The sequence below is a fragment of the Sphingobium tyrosinilyticum genome (assembly GCF_042654265.1).
GTDB classification, from domain to species: Bacteria; Pseudomonadota; Alphaproteobacteria; order Sphingomonadales; family Sphingomonadaceae; genus Sphingobium; species Sphingobium tyrosinilyticum.
Genome location: NZ_JBHSFZ010000025.1, coordinates 150,340 through 170,887, shown reverse-complemented (window position 1 = coordinate 170,887; position 20,548 = coordinate 150,340). Strand labels below are relative to the sequence as shown.

General features: G+C 60.9%; 16 protein-coding genes. 10 read left to right on the top strand and 6 right to left on the bottom strand.

Going from position 1 to position 20,548, the window contains the following annotated elements; all coding sequences use genetic code 11:
- The first annotated feature begins 1 nt into the window (after position 1).
- The 9 genes from ACFO3E_RS11950 to ACFO3E_RS11910 all read left to right on the top strand — a co-directional run bounded on the left by ACFO3E_RS11950 (position 2) and on the right by ACFO3E_RS11910 (position 11,057).
- The gene (locus ACFO3E_RS11950; RefSeq protein ID WP_380804946.1) at positions 2 to 406 is read left to right on the top strand and encodes a cupredoxin domain-containing protein; all 405 of its coding nucleotides are present in this window, start codon (positions 2 to 4) and stop codon (positions 404 to 406) included.
- Positions 403 to 1,143 carry a ferritin-like domain-containing protein gene (locus ACFO3E_RS11945; RefSeq protein WP_197486369.1) on the top strand — a complete coding sequence of 247 codons (741 nt, stop codon included), beginning with the start codon at positions 403 to 405 and terminating at the stop codon, positions 1,141 to 1,143. The genes ACFO3E_RS11950 and ACFO3E_RS11945 overlap by 4 nt, the downstream gene beginning before the upstream one ends.
- On the top strand, positions 1,143 to 2,912 hold the full coding sequence (locus ACFO3E_RS11940) for a carbamoyltransferase family protein (RefSeq protein WP_066531314.1): 1,770 nt from the start codon (positions 1,143 to 1,145) through the stop codon (positions 2,910 to 2,912). Before ACFO3E_RS11945 ends, ACFO3E_RS11940 begins: the two co-directional genes overlap by 1 nt.
- Positions 2,909 to 3,121, top strand: a complete 213-nt coding sequence (locus ACFO3E_RS11935; protein WP_066531310.1) for a DUF5989 family protein — start codon at positions 2,909 to 2,911, stop codon at positions 3,119 to 3,121. The genes ACFO3E_RS11940 and ACFO3E_RS11935 overlap by 4 nt, the downstream gene beginning before the upstream one ends.
- 2 nt (positions 3,122 to 3,123) lie before the next feature.
- Positions 3,124 to 4,197 (top strand): methyltransferase domain-containing protein, encoded by a 1,074-nt coding sequence (locus tag ACFO3E_RS11930; protein WP_380804943.1) that lies wholly within the window; start codon positions 3,124 to 3,126, stop codon positions 4,195 to 4,197.
- Positions 4,194 to 5,222 (top strand): PQQ-dependent sugar dehydrogenase, encoded by a 1,029-nt coding sequence (locus tag ACFO3E_RS11925; protein WP_380804940.1) that lies wholly within the window; start codon positions 4,194 to 4,196, stop codon positions 5,220 to 5,222. The genes ACFO3E_RS11930 and ACFO3E_RS11925 overlap by 4 nt, the downstream gene beginning before the upstream one ends.
- 625 nt (positions 5,223 to 5,847) lie before the next feature.
- Positions 5,848 to 8,943 carry a TonB-dependent receptor domain-containing protein gene (locus ACFO3E_RS11920; protein ID WP_380804938.1) on the top strand — a complete coding sequence of 1,032 codons (3,096 nt, stop codon included), beginning with the start codon at positions 5,848 to 5,850 and terminating at the stop codon, positions 8,941 to 8,943.
- Positions 8,944 to 9,033: 90 nt separating this feature from the next.
- Positions 9,034 to 9,354, top strand: a complete 321-nt coding sequence (locus ACFO3E_RS11915; RefSeq protein WP_066531804.1) for a DUF485 domain-containing protein — start codon at positions 9,034 to 9,036, stop codon at positions 9,352 to 9,354.
- Complete coding sequence (locus ACFO3E_RS11910) at positions 9,351 to 11,057, top strand: cation acetate symporter (RefSeq protein WP_066531302.1); 1,707 nt, start codon at positions 9,351 to 9,353, stop codon at positions 11,055 to 11,057. The genes ACFO3E_RS11915 and ACFO3E_RS11910 overlap by 4 nt, the downstream gene beginning before the upstream one ends.
- A gap of 28 nt (positions 11,058 to 11,085) precedes the next feature.
- On the opposite strand, the gene ACFO3E_RS11905 is transcribed toward ACFO3E_RS11910, so the two are convergent.
- The 6 genes from ACFO3E_RS11905 to ACFO3E_RS11880 form a co-directional block, all read right to left on the bottom strand.
- On the bottom strand, positions 11,086 to 11,337 hold the full coding sequence (locus ACFO3E_RS11905) for a hypothetical protein (RefSeq protein WP_380804935.1): 252 nt from the start codon (positions 11,335 to 11,337) through the stop codon (positions 11,086 to 11,088).
- 115 nt (positions 11,338 to 11,452) lie between these two features.
- Positions 11,453 to 12,136 carry a glutathione S-transferase family protein gene (locus ACFO3E_RS11900; RefSeq protein WP_380804932.1) on the bottom strand — a complete coding sequence of 228 codons (684 nt, stop codon included), beginning with the start codon at positions 12,134 to 12,136 and terminating at the stop codon, positions 11,453 to 11,455.
- A 221-nt stretch (positions 12,137 to 12,357) separates the two neighbouring features.
- Positions 12,358 to 14,025, bottom strand: coding sequence for an arylsulfatase (locus ACFO3E_RS11895; RefSeq protein WP_380805152.1), 1,668 nt, complete (start codon positions 14,023 to 14,025; stop codon positions 12,358 to 12,360).
- Between the two features lie 194 nt (positions 14,026 to 14,219).
- Positions 14,220 to 15,161: a TauD/TfdA dioxygenase family protein gene (locus tag ACFO3E_RS11890; RefSeq protein ID WP_066531290.1), complete on the bottom strand. Its 942-nt coding sequence runs from the start codon at positions 15,159 to 15,161 to the stop codon at positions 14,220 to 14,222.
- A gap of 27 nt (positions 15,162 to 15,188) precedes the next feature.
- Positions 15,189 to 16,595, bottom strand: coding sequence for an MFS transporter (locus ACFO3E_RS11885; RefSeq protein ID WP_380804929.1), 1,407 nt, complete (start codon positions 16,593 to 16,595; stop codon positions 15,189 to 15,191).
- A gap of 9 nt (positions 16,596 to 16,604) precedes the next feature.
- Positions 16,605 to 18,833, bottom strand: coding sequence for a TonB-dependent receptor (locus ACFO3E_RS11880; RefSeq protein WP_380804927.1), 2,229 nt, complete (start codon positions 18,831 to 18,833; stop codon positions 16,605 to 16,607).
- A gap of 986 nt (positions 18,834 to 19,819) precedes the next feature.
- Between ACFO3E_RS11880 and ACFO3E_RS11875 the strand changes: the two genes are divergently transcribed.
- A complete protein-coding gene (locus ACFO3E_RS11875) occupies positions 19,820 to 20,317 on the top strand; it encodes an Hsp20 family protein (RefSeq protein ID WP_380804924.1) in 498 nt (165 codons plus the stop codon).
- Positions 20,318 to 20,548: the final 231 nt, after the last annotated feature.

The window sequence follows — 20,548 nt, the reverse complement described above, 5'->3', positions numbered from 1 at the left end:
CATGTCTCATAGGCGATCGCTGGCGGCGCTGACCGCGCTCGTCCTCTCCTCATCCGTGACGGCCCAAAGCGACATGTGGAGCAATGCGCGTCCACTGACGCTCAGCCTGTCGAGCTTTAAGTTCGAGCCATCGGAGATCTTGCTGGAACATGACGCGCCCTATCGGCTTCATTTCGTGAACGGCTCGTCGGGCGGACATGATTTCGCCGCAAAGACGTTCTTCGCCGCGGCCCGGATCAAGCCGGAGGACGCGGGGAAGATCAGGGGCGGCCGCGTGGAGGTGGGAGGCGGTGAGAGCGTCGACGTACAACTGATCGCTCCGTCGTCACCCGGCACCTACAAGGTGCGCTGCACCCACTTCATGCACAGCGCATTCGGCATGACCGGGAAGGTCATCGTGCGGTGAAAGCGCTGAATGGCCACAGCTGGCGCATGCCGATCGACCGGCTGGTATGGGCCGACCCGCGTCGCCGCGCGCGCAAGCTGCTGCAGTTCGCCGAGGTCGAGGCGCAGGGTGCGCGCGATCTGTTCCGTGCTGCAGAGGTGGCGAAAGACCCGACGCTCCGCCGCCGCTTCTTTGCCCATGCGAAGGACGAGCAGCGCCATGCCCGGTTGTTCCGAACGCGCGGCCTGGCGCTGCGGCGGACGCTCGCCGATCCGGGGCCGGATCGCGTGTTGGGCGACGGGCTTACCCCGGGCGAGCGGGGGTTCGACCGACTAGAGGTTGAGAAGGAGGACACCGCCGCGCTGCTGGCTTTCATCCACCTGTCTGAAAGCGCGGCAGCGCGAGTGTTCAACGGCTATGGCGCAGTGCTGGACGATGACCCGGAAACCCGGGCGGTGATCCAGCAGATCGCGCATGATGAGGAAGGGCATATGCGCTATTCGCATGCGGAACTTACCCGCCTGGCGCCTCAGCGTGCCGATCAGGCGCTGTGGAGGGCGCGGATGCGACGGCTCTGGCGGGCCTATATGCGCTTTGCGCTGATCGTGGCCGCCATGATGTCGCGCCTCATCCTGACGCTGCTCTATTTCCTTCTGCTGCCGCCCTTCGCCTTGGTCGCCAAGCGCACCGGGCGGCAGGAGGCGGTGGGCTGGCATGCTTGTGCAACGAGGCGGGATGACGGCGGAGGGCAATATTGATGAAGATACTGGGTCTCTCCGCCTTCTATCATGATTCAGCTGCCGCGCTGGTGATCGATGGCTTGCCGGTCGCCGCGGTGCAGGAGGAGCGGCTGTCGCGCCGCAAGAATGACGCAGAGTTTCCGATGCAGGCGATCGAATGGTGCCTCGATCATGCCGGCCTCGAACCTGAGGAACTGGACGCCGTCATCTTTTATGAGCGGCCGGCGCTTAAGTTCGACCGCGTGCTGATGACCCTGCTGCGCAGCTTCCCGCATAGCTGGCGCGCCTTTCCCAAGGCGATGAACAATATGCTGGGCGAGAAATTATGGGTGCGTGGCGTTATCGCAGCGCAACTGGGCGTCGATACGCGCCGCATCCATTTCACCGACCATCACTTGTCGCACGCAGCCGCCGCTTTTCTCGCCGCGCCGACAGAGCGCGCGGCCATTTTGACGGCGGACGGCGTAGGCGAGTGGGCGACGCTGACCGTCGGCCGTGGGAGCAAGGGCACTGACGGTGGCACGCAAATCGACCTGTTGCGCGAGGTGCGCTTTCCTCATTCGCTCGGCCTCTTCTATTCGGCCTTTACCGCCTATCTGGGCTTCAAGGTCAATGAAGGGGAGTATAAGGTCATGGGCCTTGCCGCCTATGGCGCGCCCCGCTTTGCGGAGGAAGTGCGGCGCATCTTGCGGCGAACATCCGATGGCGCGTTCGCCCTGGACCTTGGCTATTTCGATTATCACCGGGCGGTCGATTCCGCTTATTCGCGGGCTTTCATAGAGATGTTCGGGCCGCCTCGCGATCGCTTCGAGCCGATTGATCTCGGCACCCCTCAAGGTCAGCATTATGCCGATGTGGCGGCCAGCGCGCAGTTGGCGCTGGAGGAGGTGATGGTCGATATCGCCATATCGCTGCGCAAGGAGACCGGCCTTGCCGACCTGTGCCTGGGTGGCGGGGTGGCGCTGAACGGCGTTGCCAATGCGCGCATCTTGACCGAGGCCGGGTTCGAGCAGCTGTTCGTGCCGTCCGCGCCGGGGGATGCGGGCTGTGCATTGGGCGCGGCGCTCTATGCCGATCGCATTCTCTTCGGCCGCCCACACAGGGACTGTCCCGATCACCCCTTCTGGGGTCCGGCGGTCGAGCCCGACAATCTAACGCAGATCGCGACGGAGGACGACTTGCCTGTCGCCCGCATCGATGAAGCGGAACTGATCGACAATGTGGTTGAGGCGATCGCCAATGGCGCGATCGTCGGCTGGATGGAGGGCGCGGCCGAGTTCGGGCCACGGGCGCTGGGCCATCGCAGCATCTTGGCTGATCCGGGTGATGAGGCCATGCGCGATCGCCTCAACCGCGACATCAAGTTTCGCGAAGCATTCCGTCCCTTCGCCCCAGTCGTGCCGACTGAGCATGCCGACACGTATTTCGCCCTCCCGCAAGGCGGCAGCCGGCTCGGCCGGTTCATGTCCGGAGTATTTCCGGTTCGCTCCGAATGGCGAAACCGGCTGCGCGCCGTCACCCATGTGGATGGCACTGCCCGCGTCCAGGTGCTGGAAGCAAGGATGGCGCCACGACTTCATGCATTGCTGGCGGCTTATGGCCGGCGGACGGGCATTCCGATCCTCCTCAACACTTCGTTCAACCTGGCCGGCGACCCGATCGTCACCAGCGCGGCGGAGGGCTATTCGACCTTCCGCCGTACCGGCATGGACTTGCTGGTCGCCGACAATGTGCTGGTCCGCCGGCAGCGGGCGCAGCAGCAACCGTTGGTGGAGAAAGTCGCATGATCCGGCGGAAGGGGCGCCTGCGGCGTCAACTCATCATCGTGGGGCAAGCGGGCGGCACGATCGCCGATCTGGTGCGGGGCATGTGGCAATCGCCTGGCGGCAGGCGCTGGATGATCCCATTGGTGGTCTTCCTCTGCTCGGTAGGGGTAATCCTGACGCTGGCCTCCGGAGTCCAGGCGTTAGCGCCGTTCATTTACTCGATCTTCTGAAAATGGACGCGACAGCCCTCTCGCTGCTCGCCTGTCCCCGCTGCGGCGAAGGGCTGGACGACAGGCTGCGATGCCGGGGCTGCGCAGCGACCTATGAGGAGATCGACGATATAGCCGACCTGCGTCTGCCCGGTGACGCCCGCACCGAACGGGTGCGCAGCTTCTATAGCGAAGCGCCCTTCCCCGGTTATCCGCCGCGCGACAGCATCGACTGGCTGCGCGCGCGCGCCGAGCGCAGCCGGTTCGCGCAGATGCTGAATGCGGCGATCCCCTATGACGCGCGGATCGTCGAGGTGGGATGCGGCACCGGCCAGATGAGCCTCTATTTGGCCCATGGCGAGCGAATCGTCATCGCCGCGGACCTCTGCCGCGCGTCGCTGGAGTTGGGCGCAGCGGCAGCGCGGCGGCTGGGGAAGGATCGCGTCCATTTCGTCGAAACCGATGTGCATCATCCCGGTTTGCGCGCGGTTGCTTTCGACATCGTCTATTGTTCGGGCGTACTCCATCACACGCCCCATCCGCGCGCAGCCTTTGCCCATGTGGCGCGGCTCGCCCGGCCCGGCGGCTTGATAGTCCTTGGCCTTTACAACAGCTATGCGCGGCTTCCCCACCGGATGCGGCGGCTGGTCGCGGGGCTGTCCGGATGGCGCTGGGCTCCCGGCGATCATGTGCTGGCCGAGCGGCGTGGAGAGCCCGAAAGGCGTCGGGCGTGGCTGCGCGATCAATATCATCATCCCGAAGAGCATCGGCACAGTCTGGGAGAGGTGCGCCGCTGGTTCACTGCGAACGGCATCGACTATATCCGCTCGGTTCCCAGCGCCTTGCTGGGTCAGGCCGACGAGGAGCAGAAGCTCATTGACGCCGAGGAGGGCGGCTGGTGGCTGGAAGACATACTTGCCCAATGCGGCTGGATGCGGCCACTCGCGGCGGAGGGAGGGCTATTCGTGGCGATCGGCCGCGCAAGGGGCGCGGACATCAAGGCGAGGATGGGCTTGCCGCCACAATTTACCGAACGGTCGGCCGGCAATGACGATGATCGTTCAGCCGTTGGAAAACAGTCATCAGGTGTAGCATGATGGAAAGACGTCTCGCCTTGCGCTCCATTGGCTTCGCTCTGGCAGCGTCACTCGGCACCACAGCCTGCGGCGATCGGGCTAAGCTTCCCCTCGAGGCGGGCTTCGGGCCGACCCCCACGCTTCCCGCGCCGCGCCAGACGCTGATTCCCACGATCAAAGTTGCACCGGCTCGTGGTTGGCCAGCGGGCGGCAAGCCGGTGACCGCGCCCGGACTGGTTGTCAATCTTTTCGCCGATCGGCTGGACCATCCGCGCTGGCTGCATGTCCTGCCCAATGGCGATGTGCTGGTCGCCGAGAGCAGTGCGCCCCGGCGCCCGGAAGACAGCAAAGGGATAAAGGCTTTCTTCATGCGGCTATTCATGAAGAAGGCGGGAGCCGCCGTCCCGAGCGCCGACCGCATCACCATCCTGCGCGACGCTGATAAGGATGGGGTTGCCGAGGTCCGCCGCATATTCCTGGGCGGGCTCCACTCTCCATTCGGAATGGCATTGGTGGGCGATGATCTCTATGTCGCCAACACGGACGCGCTCCTGCGCTTTCCCTATCGATCCGGGACCCTCAACATAGAGGCTGCCGGCGCGCATGTGGCCGACCTTCCGGCAGGACCGCGTAACCATCATTGGACGAAGACCATCATCGCCAGTGCCGATGGGCGGAAAATTTATGCGACGGTTGGGTCCAACAGCAATGTGGCCGAACATGGCATGGATGAGGAGGAAGGGCGGGCTGCTATCTGGGAGATCGACCGCGCAACCGGCCGGAGCCGGATCTTTGCGTCGGGCCTGCGCAATCCCAACGGCATGGCATGGGAGCCCGCGACCAATCGCCTGTGGACGGTCGTCAATGAACGGGATGAAATTGGGAGCGATCTCGTCCCCGATTATCTGACATCCGTTCAGGAAGGCGGCTTCTACGGCTGGCCGTATAGTTACTATCTTTGTGCCCTTTGCGAATGGGCGACCCTCCGGACCAGTTTTTGGCCGGCTTTCTCGACGCGAAGGGGAAGGCGTACGGACGCCCCGTAGGAGTCGCGATCAATGGCGACGGAGGCTTGCTGGTCGCTGATGATGTCGGCAATCGCATTTGGCGGGTGACAGTCGATCGGCAATAGCTTCCGCGCTTTACACTTCGCTTTGCTCTGTGGACGCAGGTGCCGCGACTTGGCGGCCATTGTGGAGCGTTAAGCCGGTAAGTGACAGGAGAGCATCAACTGCTCCCGCGCATGCGAAATCAGAAGTTCGCACACGAAGGAATACCCCGCATTGTGTCGGCAACGCGAGGTACTACCTTCGCGAGCAAGGGTGCTCGATACATTGTCATAACTCTTCCGCATGATAATAACGATGGCGCATCGGGAGTAGTTGCCAAGCTTTCATGTAGTCCACGGTTGGGGATATTGCGGAAGTTCGTCCTTAAACTTCGACCTTTCCGTAGCGAAAGGTGGGCCGAAGTCCTGTCCGATGATCGCAGGATCAGTGATAGACTCGCATCCTGATAATTTCCTTTCGATCCGAAACCGATTGTTGCATTTCAGCAACGTTGCAGCAAAATTTGACGGGGCGGTTAAGGTAAGGGACCCGACCGTGTCTCCGGGTGTTGGTGGCTTGCCGGCGTTTCGAGCGACGGCTGGGCGGCAAGGGGTCCAGATCTATGGCAAAACATCACTTCCTCTCGACGGTGGCCTGCTTCGTGTTGGCTGCCGCGAACCATCCTGCATGCGCACAAAGTTCTGCGTCTCAGTCCAACAGCACGTCTGCAAGTCAAGGCACCGACACAATCATTGTCACAGGATCGCGCATCGCTCGGCCCATTGTCGATAATCCTCAGCCGACCGCGACGGTAACGTCCAAAACAATCGAGAACCGCAGCTATACCAGTGTCGGCCAGGCGCTTCAGGATCTACCTGGCTTCGCGCTTCCCGACAGTTCCCAGTTCGGTACGCAGGCAAATGGTTTCAACGTTGGCCAACAGTTCGTGAACCTTTACAATTTGGGATCACAGCGCACCTTGACTCTCGTCAACGGTCGTCGCTTCGTGGGAGCCAATCCCCCATCGATCTTTTCCGCGGCGGAAAGCGGATCACAAGTTGATCTCAACACCATCCCTACCAAATTGATCGAACGCATTGAAACCGTCTCTATTGGCGGCGCACCGATCTACGGATCGGACGCGATCGCAGGGACCGTCAATATTATCCTGCGCCGCGATTTCCAAGGTTTCAGCATCGACGGCCAGTCCGGGATTAGCCAGCGCGGCGACCTGTTCAACTGGCGAGTTCGGGGCCTTGTGGGACAGAATTTCGCGGGCGGCAGGGGTAATATCACCGTCAATGCAGAATATTCCGAGGACAAGGGACTGCTTGGAACCCGGCGCGCCTCAGTTGCGCGGCAGCGGCAGTTTGTACAGCCGTCCGATCCCAACTCTCCTTATTCGCTGGTCCTCGCGGACAATGTACGCACCTTTCTGGGCTCCGAAGGGGGCATCCCCTACTTCATCGACCGGGGCACGCTGGATCCGAACATCCCGGGCTCACCACGCAACATCCGGAACGCGGCAGGACAATTGGTCCAATTTGGGCCTAGCGGAACGCTGATACCCTACGATCCGGGGCAGACCACTCCCGACCCGACAACTTTCATCGGTGGCGATGGGCTGAACTTTGCAACTATCGACAACCTTCGCGTGAACTCGACACGGTTCAACGCAGCAGCGCAGTTCAATTTCGAGCTGAACGACAATTTACGCCTGTTTGGGGAAGCATGGTATTCGCGTACGCGCGCCACCAATCTGCGCGATCAACCGGTCTATAATACCGCCTTTTTCCGGTCGGCCCCCGCAGGCACTTTCGACCCGAACGGTAATTTCATCGTTCCGCTGAACAACCCCTTTCTCAGCGCAGCTGATCGGGAGACCATTCGTGCAAGTCTGATTGCCAACGGCCTTCCGTCAAGCGACGATGAGGGTGTCTTCTATCTTGGGCGTGCGAACACCGATCTTGTTTCGGGTGAATCACGGCTGAAACAGGATCTGTATCGCTTCGTCGCCGGTGTCGAGGGCAGTTTCGATGCGCTGGGCCACCAGTGGACTTGGAATATTTCCGGCAACTACGGTCGAACAAAGAGCATTTCGCTGATCCCATCTCTGGTGGAGCCGAACTTGCGTCGCGCCTTGAATGTGACGACGGACGCAGCGGGCAATATCATATGCGCTCCCTTCAACCCGGATCCTACCGATCCGACGCAACCACCAATCCCGCGAACCGATCCCAACACGCCTCCCTATGAGACCGCTTATGCGGGTACAATTTCGCAAACCTGCGCACCTCTCAACATATTCGGGTCGGGGAGCCCCAGTCAGGCAGCGCGCGACTATGTCACCACGATTGCGCGCACGACGGCTGTGACCACACAACGCGATTTCCTGGCAACGCTAAGTGGCGCCGTCGCAACGCTGCCGGGTGGCGACCTGGCCGTGGTGGTTGGCTATGAGAACCGGCGCGAATCCTCGTCTTTCCGGCCTGACGCCTTTTATACAACACCGCTGGGCCGTTCGATCCCCATCCTGGGGCTTAAAGGTTCCTATACGACCAACGAGTTATTCGGCGAATTTCGAGCCCCGTTGATCGGGGAAGATCAGAACATCCCTTTGATCCATCAATTGGAAATCAACGGCGCAGGGCGCTACGTGCATAATTCAGTGACGGGCAATGCCTTCACCTGGACGGCCGGTGGGCGCTGGGCCCCCATTCCCGATCTAGCCATACGGGGCAATTTCACTCGTGCCATTCGAGCGCCAGCCGTGGGTGAACTGTTCGTTCCAAACCAGCCTGCCTTCGATGGGGGTTACGATCCCTGCGACGTGTCGAACCTAGAAAGCGGACCTAACCCCACTGTTCGCCAGGCAAACTGCGCCGCAGCCGGCCTGCCGCCGGACTTCGTATCAAACATCAACTCGATCACTGTTCCGATCACGGTTGTAGGCAATCCAAACCTGAAGGAAGAATATTCAAATAGCTGGACGGTTGGCGCTGTATTGACGCCGCGTTTCTTGCCAGGGTTCACCCTTGCGGTGGATTATGTCAGCATTGACATCCGCAACGCCATTACTTCTTCAAGCGCTGAGGATGTGTTGACCACATGCTATGATTCCACAGACTATCCCAATAACCCCTTCTGTGCTCTGATAACGCGCAGCGCGGACCCGGACCCGGAGTTTTTCGGCCAGGTCGAGACCTTGTCAGAACCTTATATCAATCAAGGTCGCGTCGTGTTCCGAGCGATTGAGGTAGCGGGAAGCTATACCTTGCCCTTGGGTGATGACAGCCGATTGACCTTGGGGGTCAACTATCAACACACGTTGAAGGAGTTCAATCAGATCCGTGAAGGAGGGCCGATCACCAACACGCGTGGAGAAATCGGCAACAGTAAGGATATCGCTGTCGTCGATCTGACCTATGAGCGAGGGCCACTGACCTGGTTCAATCAAGTGCGCTATGTGGGACCCGCACGCTTCGATGCAACCGAGCCGCAGGGCACGCGCGAAGTCGATAAGGTTGACGCGTGGACGGTGTGGAACACCTCCGTCAGCTTGGCTGTCAACAAACAGTTCCGGCTGCGGCTGAACGTCGACAATGTGCTCGATGTGGGCGTGCCGGACCCCGGCACAACAGGTAACGCGACACGCAACACCTATTATCAGGGTATTTTCGGCCGCACCTTCTTGGTTGGAGCGGAAGTGAATTTCTAGGGCCGCTATCGCCTAGACGTCGAACTCATCCAGTTGCAATCACATGTCTCAACCCTATCATGGGGCAAGCATATGGGCAGGGGGCATGAGATGACGGGTGGCGAGGACGCGGCGTTGATCAAGGCGGTAGCATCCGATCCGCGCTACACCATTTTGGTGGCGCGCAGGGCTCGGCTGGGCTGGTGGCTGTCGGCGATCATCTTCTCCGCTTTTGTCGGCTATCTTCTGTTGATCGCCTTTGACAAGGCGCTGCTGGGCGCGCCGATCGCGGGTGGAGTGACGTCGCTCGGCATCCCGGTGGGCCTTGGCTTGATCCTGCTCGCTATTGCGCTGACCGGTGTCTATGTCGTCCATGCCAATCGCCATCATGACGCGCAGATGGCTGAGATCCTGAAGGACCATCGCGCATGAGGGCGGCGACTGCCGCGCTCGCCGCCTCTGCATTGACCTTCATACCGATGCCAGCCTTGGCCGCTGCGTTGGAGGGTCAGGCGGATCGTCAACCGACCAACTGGGTGGCCATCGCCATGTTCGTCGCCTTTGTCGGGCTGACGTTGTGGATCACCAAGGTGGCGGCGGCACGCACCCGCACGGCGTCCGATTTCTATACGGCGGGCGGCGGCATTACCGGATTCCAAAATGGGCTGGCGATGGCGGGCGACTATATGTCGGCGGCGTCCTTCCTCGGCATTTCGGCGCAGATCTTCAACGACGGTTATGATGGCCTCATCTACTCCACCGGCTTTCTGGTGGGCTGGCCGATCCTCTTGTTCCTGATGGCGGAGCGATTGCGCAATCTGGGCCGTTTCACCTTTGCCGATGTCGCGTCCTACCGTTTCGCGCAGCCTCCGGTGCGCAGCTTTGCGGCGGTGAGCACATTGCTGGTCGTGTCCTTCTACCTGATCGCGCAGATGGTGGGAGCGGGTCAGCTCATCAAGCTGCTCTTCGGCCTGCCCTATGCGGTGGCGGTGGTCATCGTCGGCGCGCTGATGATGTTCTATGTGCTGTTCGGCGGCATGCGCGCGACGACATGGGTGCAGATCATCAAGGCGGTGCTGCTGCTGGGCGGGGCGAGCTTCATGGCGCTGATGGTGCTGGCGCAGACCGGCTTTTCCCTGGAAGCGCTGTTCTCCCGCGCGGTGGAAGTTAAGACGCAGGCGGCGCTCGCGGGCGGCGCAAATGCGGCGGAGGCTGCAGAGCGGGGTCGGTCGATCATGGCGCCGGGCAATTTCATCAAGGACCCGGTATCGGCCCTTTCCTTCGGCCTTGCGCTGATGCTGGGGACGGCGGGCCTGCCGCATATCCTGATGCGCTTCTTCACTGTTCCCGATGCCAAAGAAGCGCGAAAGTCCGTGCTGTGGGCGACGGGTTGGATCGGCTATTTCTATATTCTCACCTTCATCATCGGCTTCGGCGCGATTGTGCTGGTGGGGACGCAAGGCAGCTATCTGGACAGCGATGGCGCGTTGCGCGGCGGCGGCAATATGGCCGCGATCCATCTGGCCCACGCCATCGGCGGCAACGCTTTCCTCGGCTTCATCTCGGCAGTGGCGTTCGCGACCATCCTCGCGGTCGTCGCGGGGCTGACCTTGTCGGCGGCCTCGGCGGTGAGCCATGATCTTTACGCGACCGTGTTCAAGCATGGGAAGGCGAGGTCGCTCGATGAACTGCGCGTGTCGCGGCTGACGACGCTGGCGCTCGGCGCCCTGGCGGTGCTGCTGGGCCTGCTGTTCGAGAAACAGAATGTCGCCTTCATGGTGAGTCTGGCCTTCGCATTGGCGGCGTCGGGCAACTTTCCAGTGCTGATCCTGTCCTTGCTCTGGAGCGGCTGCACCACGCGCGGCGCCGCCTGGGGCGGAACGATCGGCTTGCTGACGGCCTTCGTGCTCACCCTGTTGTCACCGGCGGTCTGGACCAACAGCTTCAATTTGGGACCAGCACCCTTCCCCTATAGCTCAGCGGCGATCTTTTCCGTCCCGGCAGGGTTCATCGGGATCTGGCTAATCTCGCTATTCGACCGCTCGCCTCGCGCGGCGATCGACAAGGCGGGCTATCCGGCGCAGCGGGTGCGGGCGGAGACCGGCATCGGCGCTTTCGCCGCCAGCGATCATTGAAGACCGTGCCGCTCGACGGTTGGCAGCTTCAAGCGCCAACGAAGATCAGCACCACGCCGATGACGATAAGCCCAATGCCCGGCAAATCGCCCATAAGGTTTAATCTGTCGCCTTCGCCGCTTGGCTCTAATGTTTGGCGTGGGGCATCGCGCCTGATGCGGCGGGATTGACTGAGGCGGCCGCGCCGCAATGTGCTCAATGTAGCAATGAGCACCCCGGCGATCATGCAAATGGCCCCGAACGAAATCAGCAGCATCGCGACTTCCTTTCGCTTGGTCACGACAGGGCCATAATATCGCAAATTGGCCGAACTAGGAACGGCCCACCGCCTGCTCTCTCCGCTCGGCGGACTGTCGTATGGGAGCGGGGTGAATAATAAGAGGCGGCGATGAGCCTTACGCTTTTTCCGCTCTCTTTTCGTCAGCCGCTTTGAAAAAGCAGATTTGATCGTCGTAAGCCTTCTTGAAGGCTGGACGGGCTGTCACCCGGCTCACATAAGCCTCGGTCGCCGGACGATCGCCAAAGGCGCGAACCTTGGGAATTCTCAGCACATCCGCCATCAGCAGGTCCGCGACCGTGAAACGACCCGCAGCCAGCCATTCGGTCTCGCTCAGGACCCGTTCCATATGGTCGAGACGCTGGCCGAGCCACCCGGTCATTTGATTATTCTCGTCCCCCGAAAGCGTCAGGAACCACCAAGGCACGCTAGCCATCTCGACCGAATTGAGCGCGGCAATCGTCCATTGCAATGTTTCCGCTTCTCCCGCGGGATCAGACGGCATCAGAACGTCGCTTGACCGAGCCAGATGCAGCAGCGCGGCCCCGCTTTCGAACATCTTCAGTCCGCCAACGTCCAGGAAAGGAACCTGCCCGAAGGGCTGGCGATCCAGATGATTGGTTTCGCGGTCATCGAACCGGACGGTCCGAATGGCATATGGGAGGTCAGCTTCCTCGCACGCCCATCGCAGCCTGAGGTCACGCACAAAACCGCGAGGGCCTTCCGGCACCCAATCCAACGTCCAGATCGTCAGTTCGCTCATCGCAGCACGCCCTCTACTGGCGGTTGAGTCCTTGATCATGCGCAACCAGGTCAAGCATGATCCGATTAGCGGAACGTCCGATCGTAGAGAAGCAAAATTGGCGTCTGAAAGCCGCTGGTCGCCGCGCCCCTTGATACTCACTGTAGGGACGCGGCGATCGGTGGTGGCGGGTACGAAATTTGCCACCTCCCGCCCCTGCCCCCCGCCATGTGGAGGACAGTATCGCGACAACGGATATGAATGCGATTACCTCATGCGCCTCAGTTCTCCGTCCTAGGGGCAACGGGCAGCACGACGCCTTTGTCCTTCGCGTAATTGTCCCAGTCGGCCACCAGTTCGCGAAGCTTGGCGGGTTCGATGGCCGCCAGATCCTTCGCCTCGGAAGGGTCTTTTGCAACGTTGAACAATTGCCATGTGCCATTACCGACGCTTTTGCGCGGATAGGCGCTGCCCGACGCGGGTAGAAAAACAGCCTTCCAGTCGCCCTTTCGCAACGCTCGGCGGTAGAAAAGCTCTGTCCCCACCGCCTCGGTCGGTTGCCGCACTTCCGCCTGCTTGCCGCTCAGCACCGGCGCCAGACTATGCCCCTGGAACGGCAAGATCGGCCGTCCGGCGAAGCTCGCGGGCTGCGCTTGGCCGGCAAGCTCCAGCAGGGTCGGCGCCACGTCAGTGACATTCAGATACGCCTTGGCGATCCGTCCCCCGGCGATATGCGGCCCGGCAGCGAAAGCGGTCACGCGGGTGCCGCCCTCCGTCGGATATCCCTTGACCAGCCAGGATGGCGAGCTGTTCGCTTGCGCCCAGCCGGGGCCATATCCGACATAGGATGTCGCCGCGCCGATATTTCCCAAGCTGTTGTCGATCCCGAGCTTAGCCACGCCACCAGGTTTCAGCGCGGCCTGAAATGGTGCGTCGATGACATTGCCTTCCGGCCCGTTGTCCGCGAGGAAAATGATGATGGTATCTTCATATTTGCCGAGCCGCTTCAGCGCGGCGACGACCCGTCCCACATTCTGGTCCATGCGATCGACCATCGCGGCATAGACCTCCATCTTGCGCGATTCCAAAGCCCTTTTCTGGGGCGTCAGCGATGCCCAGGGCTTTACATCCTGCCACGCGTGGGGCGCCTGATCGGCAGGCACAAGCCCCAGCTCCTTTTGACGCTTCAGTCGGGTGTCGCGAAGCCGCTCATAGCCTGCATCATAGCGGCCTTTATATTTGGCGATCACTTCGGGCGGCGCCTGCAATGGCCAATGCGGCGTGGAATATGGCAGGTAAGCGAAGAACGGGCGCGCGTCCTTTGCCCCTTCTTCTAGGAAGCCGATCAGGCGGTCGGTGAAATAATCCACTGAATAGCGGCCCTTGGGATAGGGCACGATCTTGCCATTGTCCCGATAGGTTGGAGCCGCGTCGATCGCTTTCCATGCGTCATTCTGGTCCGCGCCAAAATGATTGCCCAATCCCTGGAGCAAAGCATAGGAGCGTTCGAAACCGCGCGCCGCAGGGCCGCGCTCCGGCGACAGGCCAAGATGCCATTTGCCGGACATCAGCGTTCGGTAACCGCCTTGGTGCAGCAGTTCGGCGATCGAAGCCACCCGGTCATTCAGATAGCCTTCGTAGCCCGGCCGACCGACCTGATCCGGCTGGAGCGTCTCGGCCATGCTGCCAAGACCAGCCTGATGATTGTCGATGCCGCTCAGCAGCATGGACCGCGTCGGCGAACAGGTCGGCGCAGTGTGAAAGCCGGTGAAGCGAACGCCCGCGGTCGCGATTGCGTCCAGGTTCGGAGTGGAAATCTCGCCACCAAAGGAACCAAGGTCCGACCAGCCGAGATCATCCGCCACGATGACGAGGAAATTGGGACGGCGCTCTGCCGGTGCTGGCGCGCTGTTGTTCCGTAGAGCTGGCGCGGTCGGGCTTTGCGCCATGGCCCCGCAAGAAAGTGCTGTTGCGGCCAGCAAAATCGCCGATTTAAGAAATTTCATTATCGCCTATCTCGTAGGAAGTTCGTCTAAGGCCAGAACAGCTTACGTGTTCGTGAAAGTCAGAAATAGGGGACCACGCTGCAGGAAGGAGGTGGCCCCCAATTCGGATCAGGCGATCATCGCTGGCGACTGGCGCGTCATTCGGCCGGCACCAAGCTCGCCGGCTGTTCCTTCTTCACGGTGCGGCTGCGACGCCCGTCGATTGCGACCGGCACTTCTCCCGCAACGGTGGCGCGGCGCAAGGTGCGGCGTTGCAGGCCAAAGTCGGCGATCGCGCGATGCTGGGTGGCGCGATTGTCCCAAATGGCGACGTCGCCCACCGCCCAGCGCCAGCGGACGGTGTTTTCCGGCTTGGTGATATGATCCTGCAGGATGGAGAACAGCCGTTGTGAATCCGCGCTGTTCAGGCCCACGAACTGCTTGAGGAAATGACCCAGGATCAGGCTTCGCTCGCCGGTTTCCGGATGGACGCGAACCACGGGATGTTCTGTCTCATACACCGTCGAAGCAAAGATGGCGCTATAGGCTTCAGCGCGTGCTGCGTCCTTCGTGCCCAGCGCATGCGCATAATCATATTTGTTCGAATGAACCGCCCACAGCCCATCGACCAGGGTCTTGAGAGATTCGGGCAGCTCTTCATAGGCGGTCGCGCCATTGGCCCATAGCGTATCGCCGCCCGCGGCCGGCACATGGATCGCGCGCAGGATCGACGCTTTGGGGTAGGCATCGACGAAAGTCACGTCGGTGTGCCAACTCGAAGCCGCATAACCTTCCTTGGAATCCAGTTCGAGCAGGTAGCGTGAACCCTCTGCGACCGGGACAGTGGGATGCGCGACCGGATCGCCCAGCAGCGCAGCGAATTCTTCATGCCGGGCATCGGTCAGCTCATGCTGTTCGCGGAAGAACAATACCTTGTGACGGGCCAACGCCGCCTCGAGCGCCGAGACGGTTGCGGGGTCGAGATCGCCCGAAAGCGCGATGCCGCGGACCTCGGCGCCGATACGGCCGCCTACCGGGACGATGTCGAGCGGGCTTTCGGCATCGGCCGCATTGACGAAGTTGTGGATCAAGTCAGTCATTGCATTTCTCCTTGGGGCTGTGGAGGTTTATTCGGCAGGCGAGAGGGCGGCGTCGCGTTCCTCCAGCCGGCGTCGAATTTCGGAATGGCGCACTTCGTGCAGCGGAAAGCCATGGATCAGCGTCGCGGAAATCAGGTGCGTAATCGCCGGACCAAGGGCGAACACCCAGAGCAGGCCGCGCAAGGCTTCGGGCGTGTTGCTGGCGGCCGTGGGGTCAAAGCCGAGCCAGCTGACCAGCGGCAGCGCAATGCCGACCGCAACGGCCATCCCGGCCTTGGACGAAAGGCTGAAGGTGGAGAAGAACAGGGCGGAACGATCTTCCCCCGTGCGCAGCCGATGCTCGTCGGCGACGTCGGCGACCATCGAGCGCAGCATCAGATTGCCCGATCCCTGCGCCAGACCCTGCGCCACCGTCAGTGCGAGCAGCGGGCCAAGCTGGCCGGGGACCACGAACAGCAACCCGAGGTTGATGGCGACCTGCGCCAGTTCGCCCGCCACGGCGGCGCGGGCCTTGCCGATACGATAGCCGATCTCTGCCCAGATTGGTCCCGCGATCACGCCGAAGATGAATTGGAAGAGGAAAAGGCCGCTCGCCCAGTGCGGCAGGCCCATGTAGAAGGTTACGAAGAACACGATCAGGCCGCCGCGTGTGCTCTGTCCCACGGTTACCGCGAAGTCGGACAGCAGCACGCGACGAAGCAGCGGCTCGCGGAACAGGAGCGCTAAAGTCCTGCCCAGTGGCAGGCGCTGCGTCGGCGTCGCGGGTGCAGAAGGTTCGGCAAAGGCGCGCAGCGCCAACGGCACGGTGATGACAAGGCTGCCGATGATTACGGCGCCCATCGCCGCGAGCTTGAGCGCGGCGTCGGCCGGCCTTAGCTGATCTATGACAGTCGGCAGGATCAGCACGGCCAGCAGGGACGACGCCCCTGCGACCGTCTGAAATGTCACGACGCGGGTTCGCTCGTGATAGTGCCCCGAAATCTCGCCGGACCAGGCCAGATAGGGGATCTGGATCATCGCCGACCCCAGGTAGATGGCGAACAAGGCCACCGCCAAATAGAGCGGCGATACCGCGCTGGCCGCGGGAAAGAACAACGCCAGTGCCGCCAGGCCGAAAATGACGGCGCCCGCCACGATCCAGGGACGCCGCCGTCCAAACCTGCTGTTCGTCCGGTCGCTAAGCGTCCCGATCAGCGGGTCGGCGAGCGCTCCCCATAATCTCTCACCCAGGAATATCGCGCCGATCAGACCCAGCGACAGGCCGAAATGCTGCGCATAAAACGCAGGCAGATGAACGCCGAGCGGCATCTGCGCCGCATAGATCGGCACGGAGAGTGAGGCGAAGCTCGCAAGCCGCCACCTGTTCAACCCACCAGATCTTGCCGGGAAAGGCCGTGCTGCTATGAATTTGGACGGGGTGTAGAGCGTCGCCATATGCAATCCTCACAATTTTGTCCTGAGGGTGGCGCCAACTGTCCGCGGCTCACCAATGGTGCCGGAGACCATCCCAAATGCGCCGGGCGTAAGAGCTTGGAAGTAGTTCTTGTCGGTGAGGTTCCTGGCCCAGACCGAAAGGTCCCAACGGCCATCTTCCGCCCTGATGCCGATACGGGCATTGATGATGCCGTAACCGGGCACCTGAGCGTAGCGGCTGTTGCTGGACGAGGTGTTGAAAGTCGAGCGATGAGAGAAATCCGCATGGCCATAAATGGCAATGCTGCCGCCGTTGACCGGCTGGGCAATATCCGCGCCCAGCGTATAGGTGAACTTGGGCACGCCCGGTAGTTGAACGCCGGTCAGATCCTGCGTGGGCGCCAGCGCGGCGCTCCGTTCAGGTGCCTGGGGCGCGTTGCGATAATCGAGATAGGTAGCATCGACATAGGAAAGCGATGCGGTGAGGCTCGCCCACTTGCTGGGTGCATAGGACAGATCGCCCTCGACGCCCCTAGATCGAACCTTGGGAATGTTCGAGATATATTGGACAACTGGGCCCAGTGCGCTGAGTTCGGTGATCGCGGTTTGATAGTCGGAAATCTTTGTCCAGAAGGCTGCCGCGTTGAACGTCAGCGCACGGTTCAGGAACTGGCTCTTGAGGCCGATTTCAAAATTATCGACAGTTTCCGGCTCGACTTCTGCGACAGCACCAGAAGGGATATTGGTGAGGTTGAGCCCACCCGACTTGTTCCCATGCGCATAGCTGCCGTAGAGCAATACGTTCGGTGCCGCCTTCCAACTGAGCGTCGCCAGTCCCGACAGGCTGTCATCGGAAAGGCCCACGCTATAATTTGTACGCGGGTTGAATTGATTGCGGATCGCTGTAGCCGTTGCAGCTTCGGCCGCCGACAGCGTCGATAGATCCGTACCCGCCACCCAGAACTGGCGATAGACGCCGGTTTTCTTTTCATGCGTGTAGCGCAGCCCGGCGGTCAGGCTCAGCCTATCGCTGATGTTCCAGCTCGCCTGTCCGAAGGCTGCGTAGCTTTTTGTCGTCGGCTCAGAATAGCTGTTCGATTCAAAGCCGTTGAGCGCGGCGTTGGCAATGACGGGGTTGACTGCAGGCAGAAACCAATTGGGTGCTGCCGTCCCATAAGCCGAAGCCCCATAGCCGCGCACCGTCTGCCAGAAATAATAAAGCCCCGCGACCCAGTCGATACGGTTGCTGCCAGTCGAGGCAAGTCGCACCTCCTGGCTGAACTGGCGCTGGCGGTTGGCCTGCTGTGCCTTGGTCATGACGGGCAGACTGGTGGAGTCGCCATCATTGGCCGGGTTCCAGTCCCACCAGCGATAGGCGGTGATGGACGTCAGCGCGACCTTGCCCAAATCCCAATCCACCTGACCCGATGCGCCGTAGCTTTTCATGAAAGCCTGGTAACGGGCGTCGGAATCGCCTTGGCGTGCGAAAGGATCGGCAGGCAACAAAGTGTATCCCGCACGCGCCGCACGATCGAAGATATTGTTGGCGATCGCGGCGCCACTGTCATAAGTGCCGAAATAAGTGACTGGAATGTTCAACACATAATGTTGTTTCTGATGAGAATAGTCACCGATCAGCTTCACTGACAGCGCGTCGGTCGGTGTGATCAGCAATTGGCCGCGTACGGAAAAATTGTCGTAATCCTGAGCCTTTGAACCGTTATAACGGTTGGTCAGGAACCCGTCCCGGTGCGTGTCGGCGACCGACAGGCGGAAAGCCGCCTTGTCTGCAACGATGGGAGCGGACACCGAGGCGCGTAGCTGGTGATAGCCGTAATTCCCTCCGCTTACTTCGCCGTAGAATTCGGGTTCAAAGCTGGGCGCACGGCTGGTAATGTTGATCGCGCCTGCGGTCGTGTTCTTCCCGAACAGCGTGCCTTGCGGACCACGCAAAACCTCGATCTGCTGCAGATCGACGAGGTCGAATTGCGACTGTCCCGGGCGGCCATAATAGACGTTGTCGAGATAGAAGCCGACGCCATTCTCCAACCCATCATTGGTCAGGGCGACATTGGATCCCAAGCCACGTATATTGATGTTGGTATTGCGTGGGTTGAAGCTGAAGACTTGGAGACTTGGCACGAGCTGCTGGACTTGCGACAATGTGAAATTGCCGGTTTTTTCCAGAGCGTCCGCGCTGACGACGCTGAGCGCGATGGGCACATCCTGCGCGTCCTCGTCGCGGCGGCGCGCCGTCACGAAGATTTCTTCCGCATTAACTGCGGATGCAGCCTCCGCAGCGGGAACTTCATCAGCAGCTCTAGCGTGAGGCGCACTCACCAAGCCCATAGCGGCGGTAGAAGCCAACAGGCCCAGGCGAATGGAAATGATGTCCCTATGGTTTTTCTTGTTAAGCACGGAGTTCCCTTGGTTCTTTCTTGATTGCTTTGGAGTCGTCGCGCCGATCGCTATCCATCGCAGAAATGCCGAATACGGCGGCAGCGGCATGCTGAAGCGAGATGGAATAGGCACGAGGATTTGCTGAGCCGCGCGGTGCGGCTCTGGATTGGCATGCGGACATGGATCATCCTTTCACCAAGCACCTCACGGCGCTTGTTAGAGGAATGCGGTCATCGCTCCGCCCCGGCCGAAAATCGGCCGTGAAGATAGATCAGCGCATGTGGATGAAATAGGGTGCTAGGTTTGCCGCACCTTTTCAGGATTCGCTGCTAAGAAGCTTAGTATCGGTACTCGGTCGCATCGTTCTTTCCCCGTGATAAGGGGGGAACACGATCCATGGCGTGGTCGCCTAAGCATCGTGCGCTTTAGCCGTTGATGACGCGGAGCAAGCTGCATCCCTTCAAAAGCCGCGGGCCTTTTAAGCACATTGTGCGCGATGCGGTGGCCATCTGCATCCTGTATCTCTACCTATTAAATAGAGTTGATCGATGCAAGTGAAGTTTTGCTTGGGCACGCCCCAATTTCCGTTGCACACCGCCGATATTGCTGATGGCTGTTGGTAACCACTGTGCGATGAAATGAGATAGCAAAGCCGCTCCTCAAGGCAATCAATGCTAATCGCCGACGCTGTAAAGCTCATCTGGGTTTGGCGCGCTCGCGGGGCTTGAAAAGCCACCAGAGCTTACCAAATAAGTGCTGCCGGATGCCGGCAGGATCCGGCATGGAGAGCGTCCGCTCTCTCGGACACATCGTCATAGACTTGTTGCTCAACGGAGGACTTGGATATGAGGACGAACTTCGACTTTAGCCCGTTCCGAATGTCAACGGTCGGCTTCGACCGCTTGTTCGACGTGCTTGAAAACGGGTTAGCTGTAAATGTCGGCGAGGGCTGCCCGCCTTTCAACATTGTCCGCAAAGGTGACGATCGCTATCGCATCGATCTGGCGGTAGCGGGCTTCCGTCAGGACGAGATTGAAATCTCGGCACAGCAGAACATGCTTGTCGTGACCGGCCGCAAGGGCGGCGGCGAGGAAGGTCACGTCCTTTACCACGGTATCGCCGGGCGTGACTTCGAACGCCGCTTCGGTCTGGCGGATCACGTCCAGGTGAGGAGCGCGGATTTGCAGGATGGCGTGCTTTCGATCGAGCTGATGCGCGAAATTCCAGAGGCGATGCAACCTCGAAAAATCGCGATCAGCTCCACCAATGGCAACGCCGGTCGGCCGCAAGCCTCTCCCGCAATCACGGATGACGAAGCCGAGCGCCGCGAGGCAAAGGAATGAAGCGGGATCGCTGAAACAAACGGCGGCGGTGCGCCAGCAAGATCCGGCTCTCCTCCGACACAGCATTGTCCCCTCTGGCGTGCCGCCACGTGCGGCACGCCTCGCCATCCAGGACCATCCTTGAACATCTGGGCGGCGATAATCTCATTCCGCCACAGCGCGTGGATTAGGAAGAATATTCATAAGGATATTCTGAAAGCTTCGTTCGGTTCGACAAATCTTTTCCCTATT

What these genes read in the sequence shown, in the direction of transcription:
- ACFO3E_RS11950 (WP_380804946.1), top strand. Translation starts at nt 2, where the DNA reads ATGTCTCATAGGCGATCGCTGGCGGCGCTGACCGCGCTCGTCCTCTCC.
- ACFO3E_RS11940 (WP_066531314.1), top strand. Translation starts at nt 1,143, where the DNA reads ATGAAGATACTGGGTCTCTCCGCCTTCTATCATGATTCAGCTGCCGCG.
- ACFO3E_RS11935 (WP_066531310.1), top strand. Translation starts at nt 2,909, where the DNA reads ATGATCCGGCGGAAGGGGCGCCTGCGGCGTCAACTCATCATCGTGGGG.
- ACFO3E_RS11930 (WP_380804943.1), top strand. Translation starts at nt 3,124, where the DNA reads ATGGACGCGACAGCCCTCTCGCTGCTCGCCTGTCCCCGCTGCGGCGAA.
- ACFO3E_RS11925 (WP_380804940.1), top strand. Translation starts at nt 4,194, where the DNA reads ATGATGGAAAGACGTCTCGCCTTGCGCTCCATTGGCTTCGCTCTGGCA.
- ACFO3E_RS11920 (WP_380804938.1), top strand. Translation starts at nt 5,848, where the DNA reads ATGGCAAAACATCACTTCCTCTCGACGGTGGCCTGCTTCGTGTTGGCT.
- ACFO3E_RS11915 (WP_066531804.1), top strand. Translation starts at nt 9,034, where the DNA reads ATGACGGGTGGCGAGGACGCGGCGTTGATCAAGGCGGTAGCATCCGAT.
- ACFO3E_RS11910 (WP_066531302.1), top strand. Translation starts at nt 9,351, where the DNA reads ATGAGGGCGGCGACTGCCGCGCTCGCCGCCTCTGCATTGACCTTCATA.
- ACFO3E_RS11900 (WP_380804932.1), bottom strand. Translation starts at nt 12,136, where the DNA reads ATGATCAAGGACTCAACCGCCAGTAGAGGGCGTGCTGCGATGAGCGAA.
- ACFO3E_RS11895 (WP_380805152.1), bottom strand. Translation starts at nt 14,025, where the DNA reads ATGGCGCAAAGCCCGACCGCGCCAGCTCTACGGAACAACAGCGCGCCA.
- ACFO3E_RS11890 (WP_066531290.1), bottom strand. Translation starts at nt 15,161, where the DNA reads ATGACTGACTTGATCCACAACTTCGTCAATGCGGCCGATGCCGAAAGC.
- ACFO3E_RS11885 (WP_380804929.1), bottom strand. Translation starts at nt 16,595, where the DNA reads ATGGCGACGCTCTACACCCCGTCCAAATTCATAGCAGCACGGCCTTTC.
- ACFO3E_RS11875 (WP_380804924.1), top strand. Translation starts at nt 19,820, where the DNA reads ATGAGGACGAACTTCGACTTTAGCCCGTTCCGAATGTCAACGGTCGGC.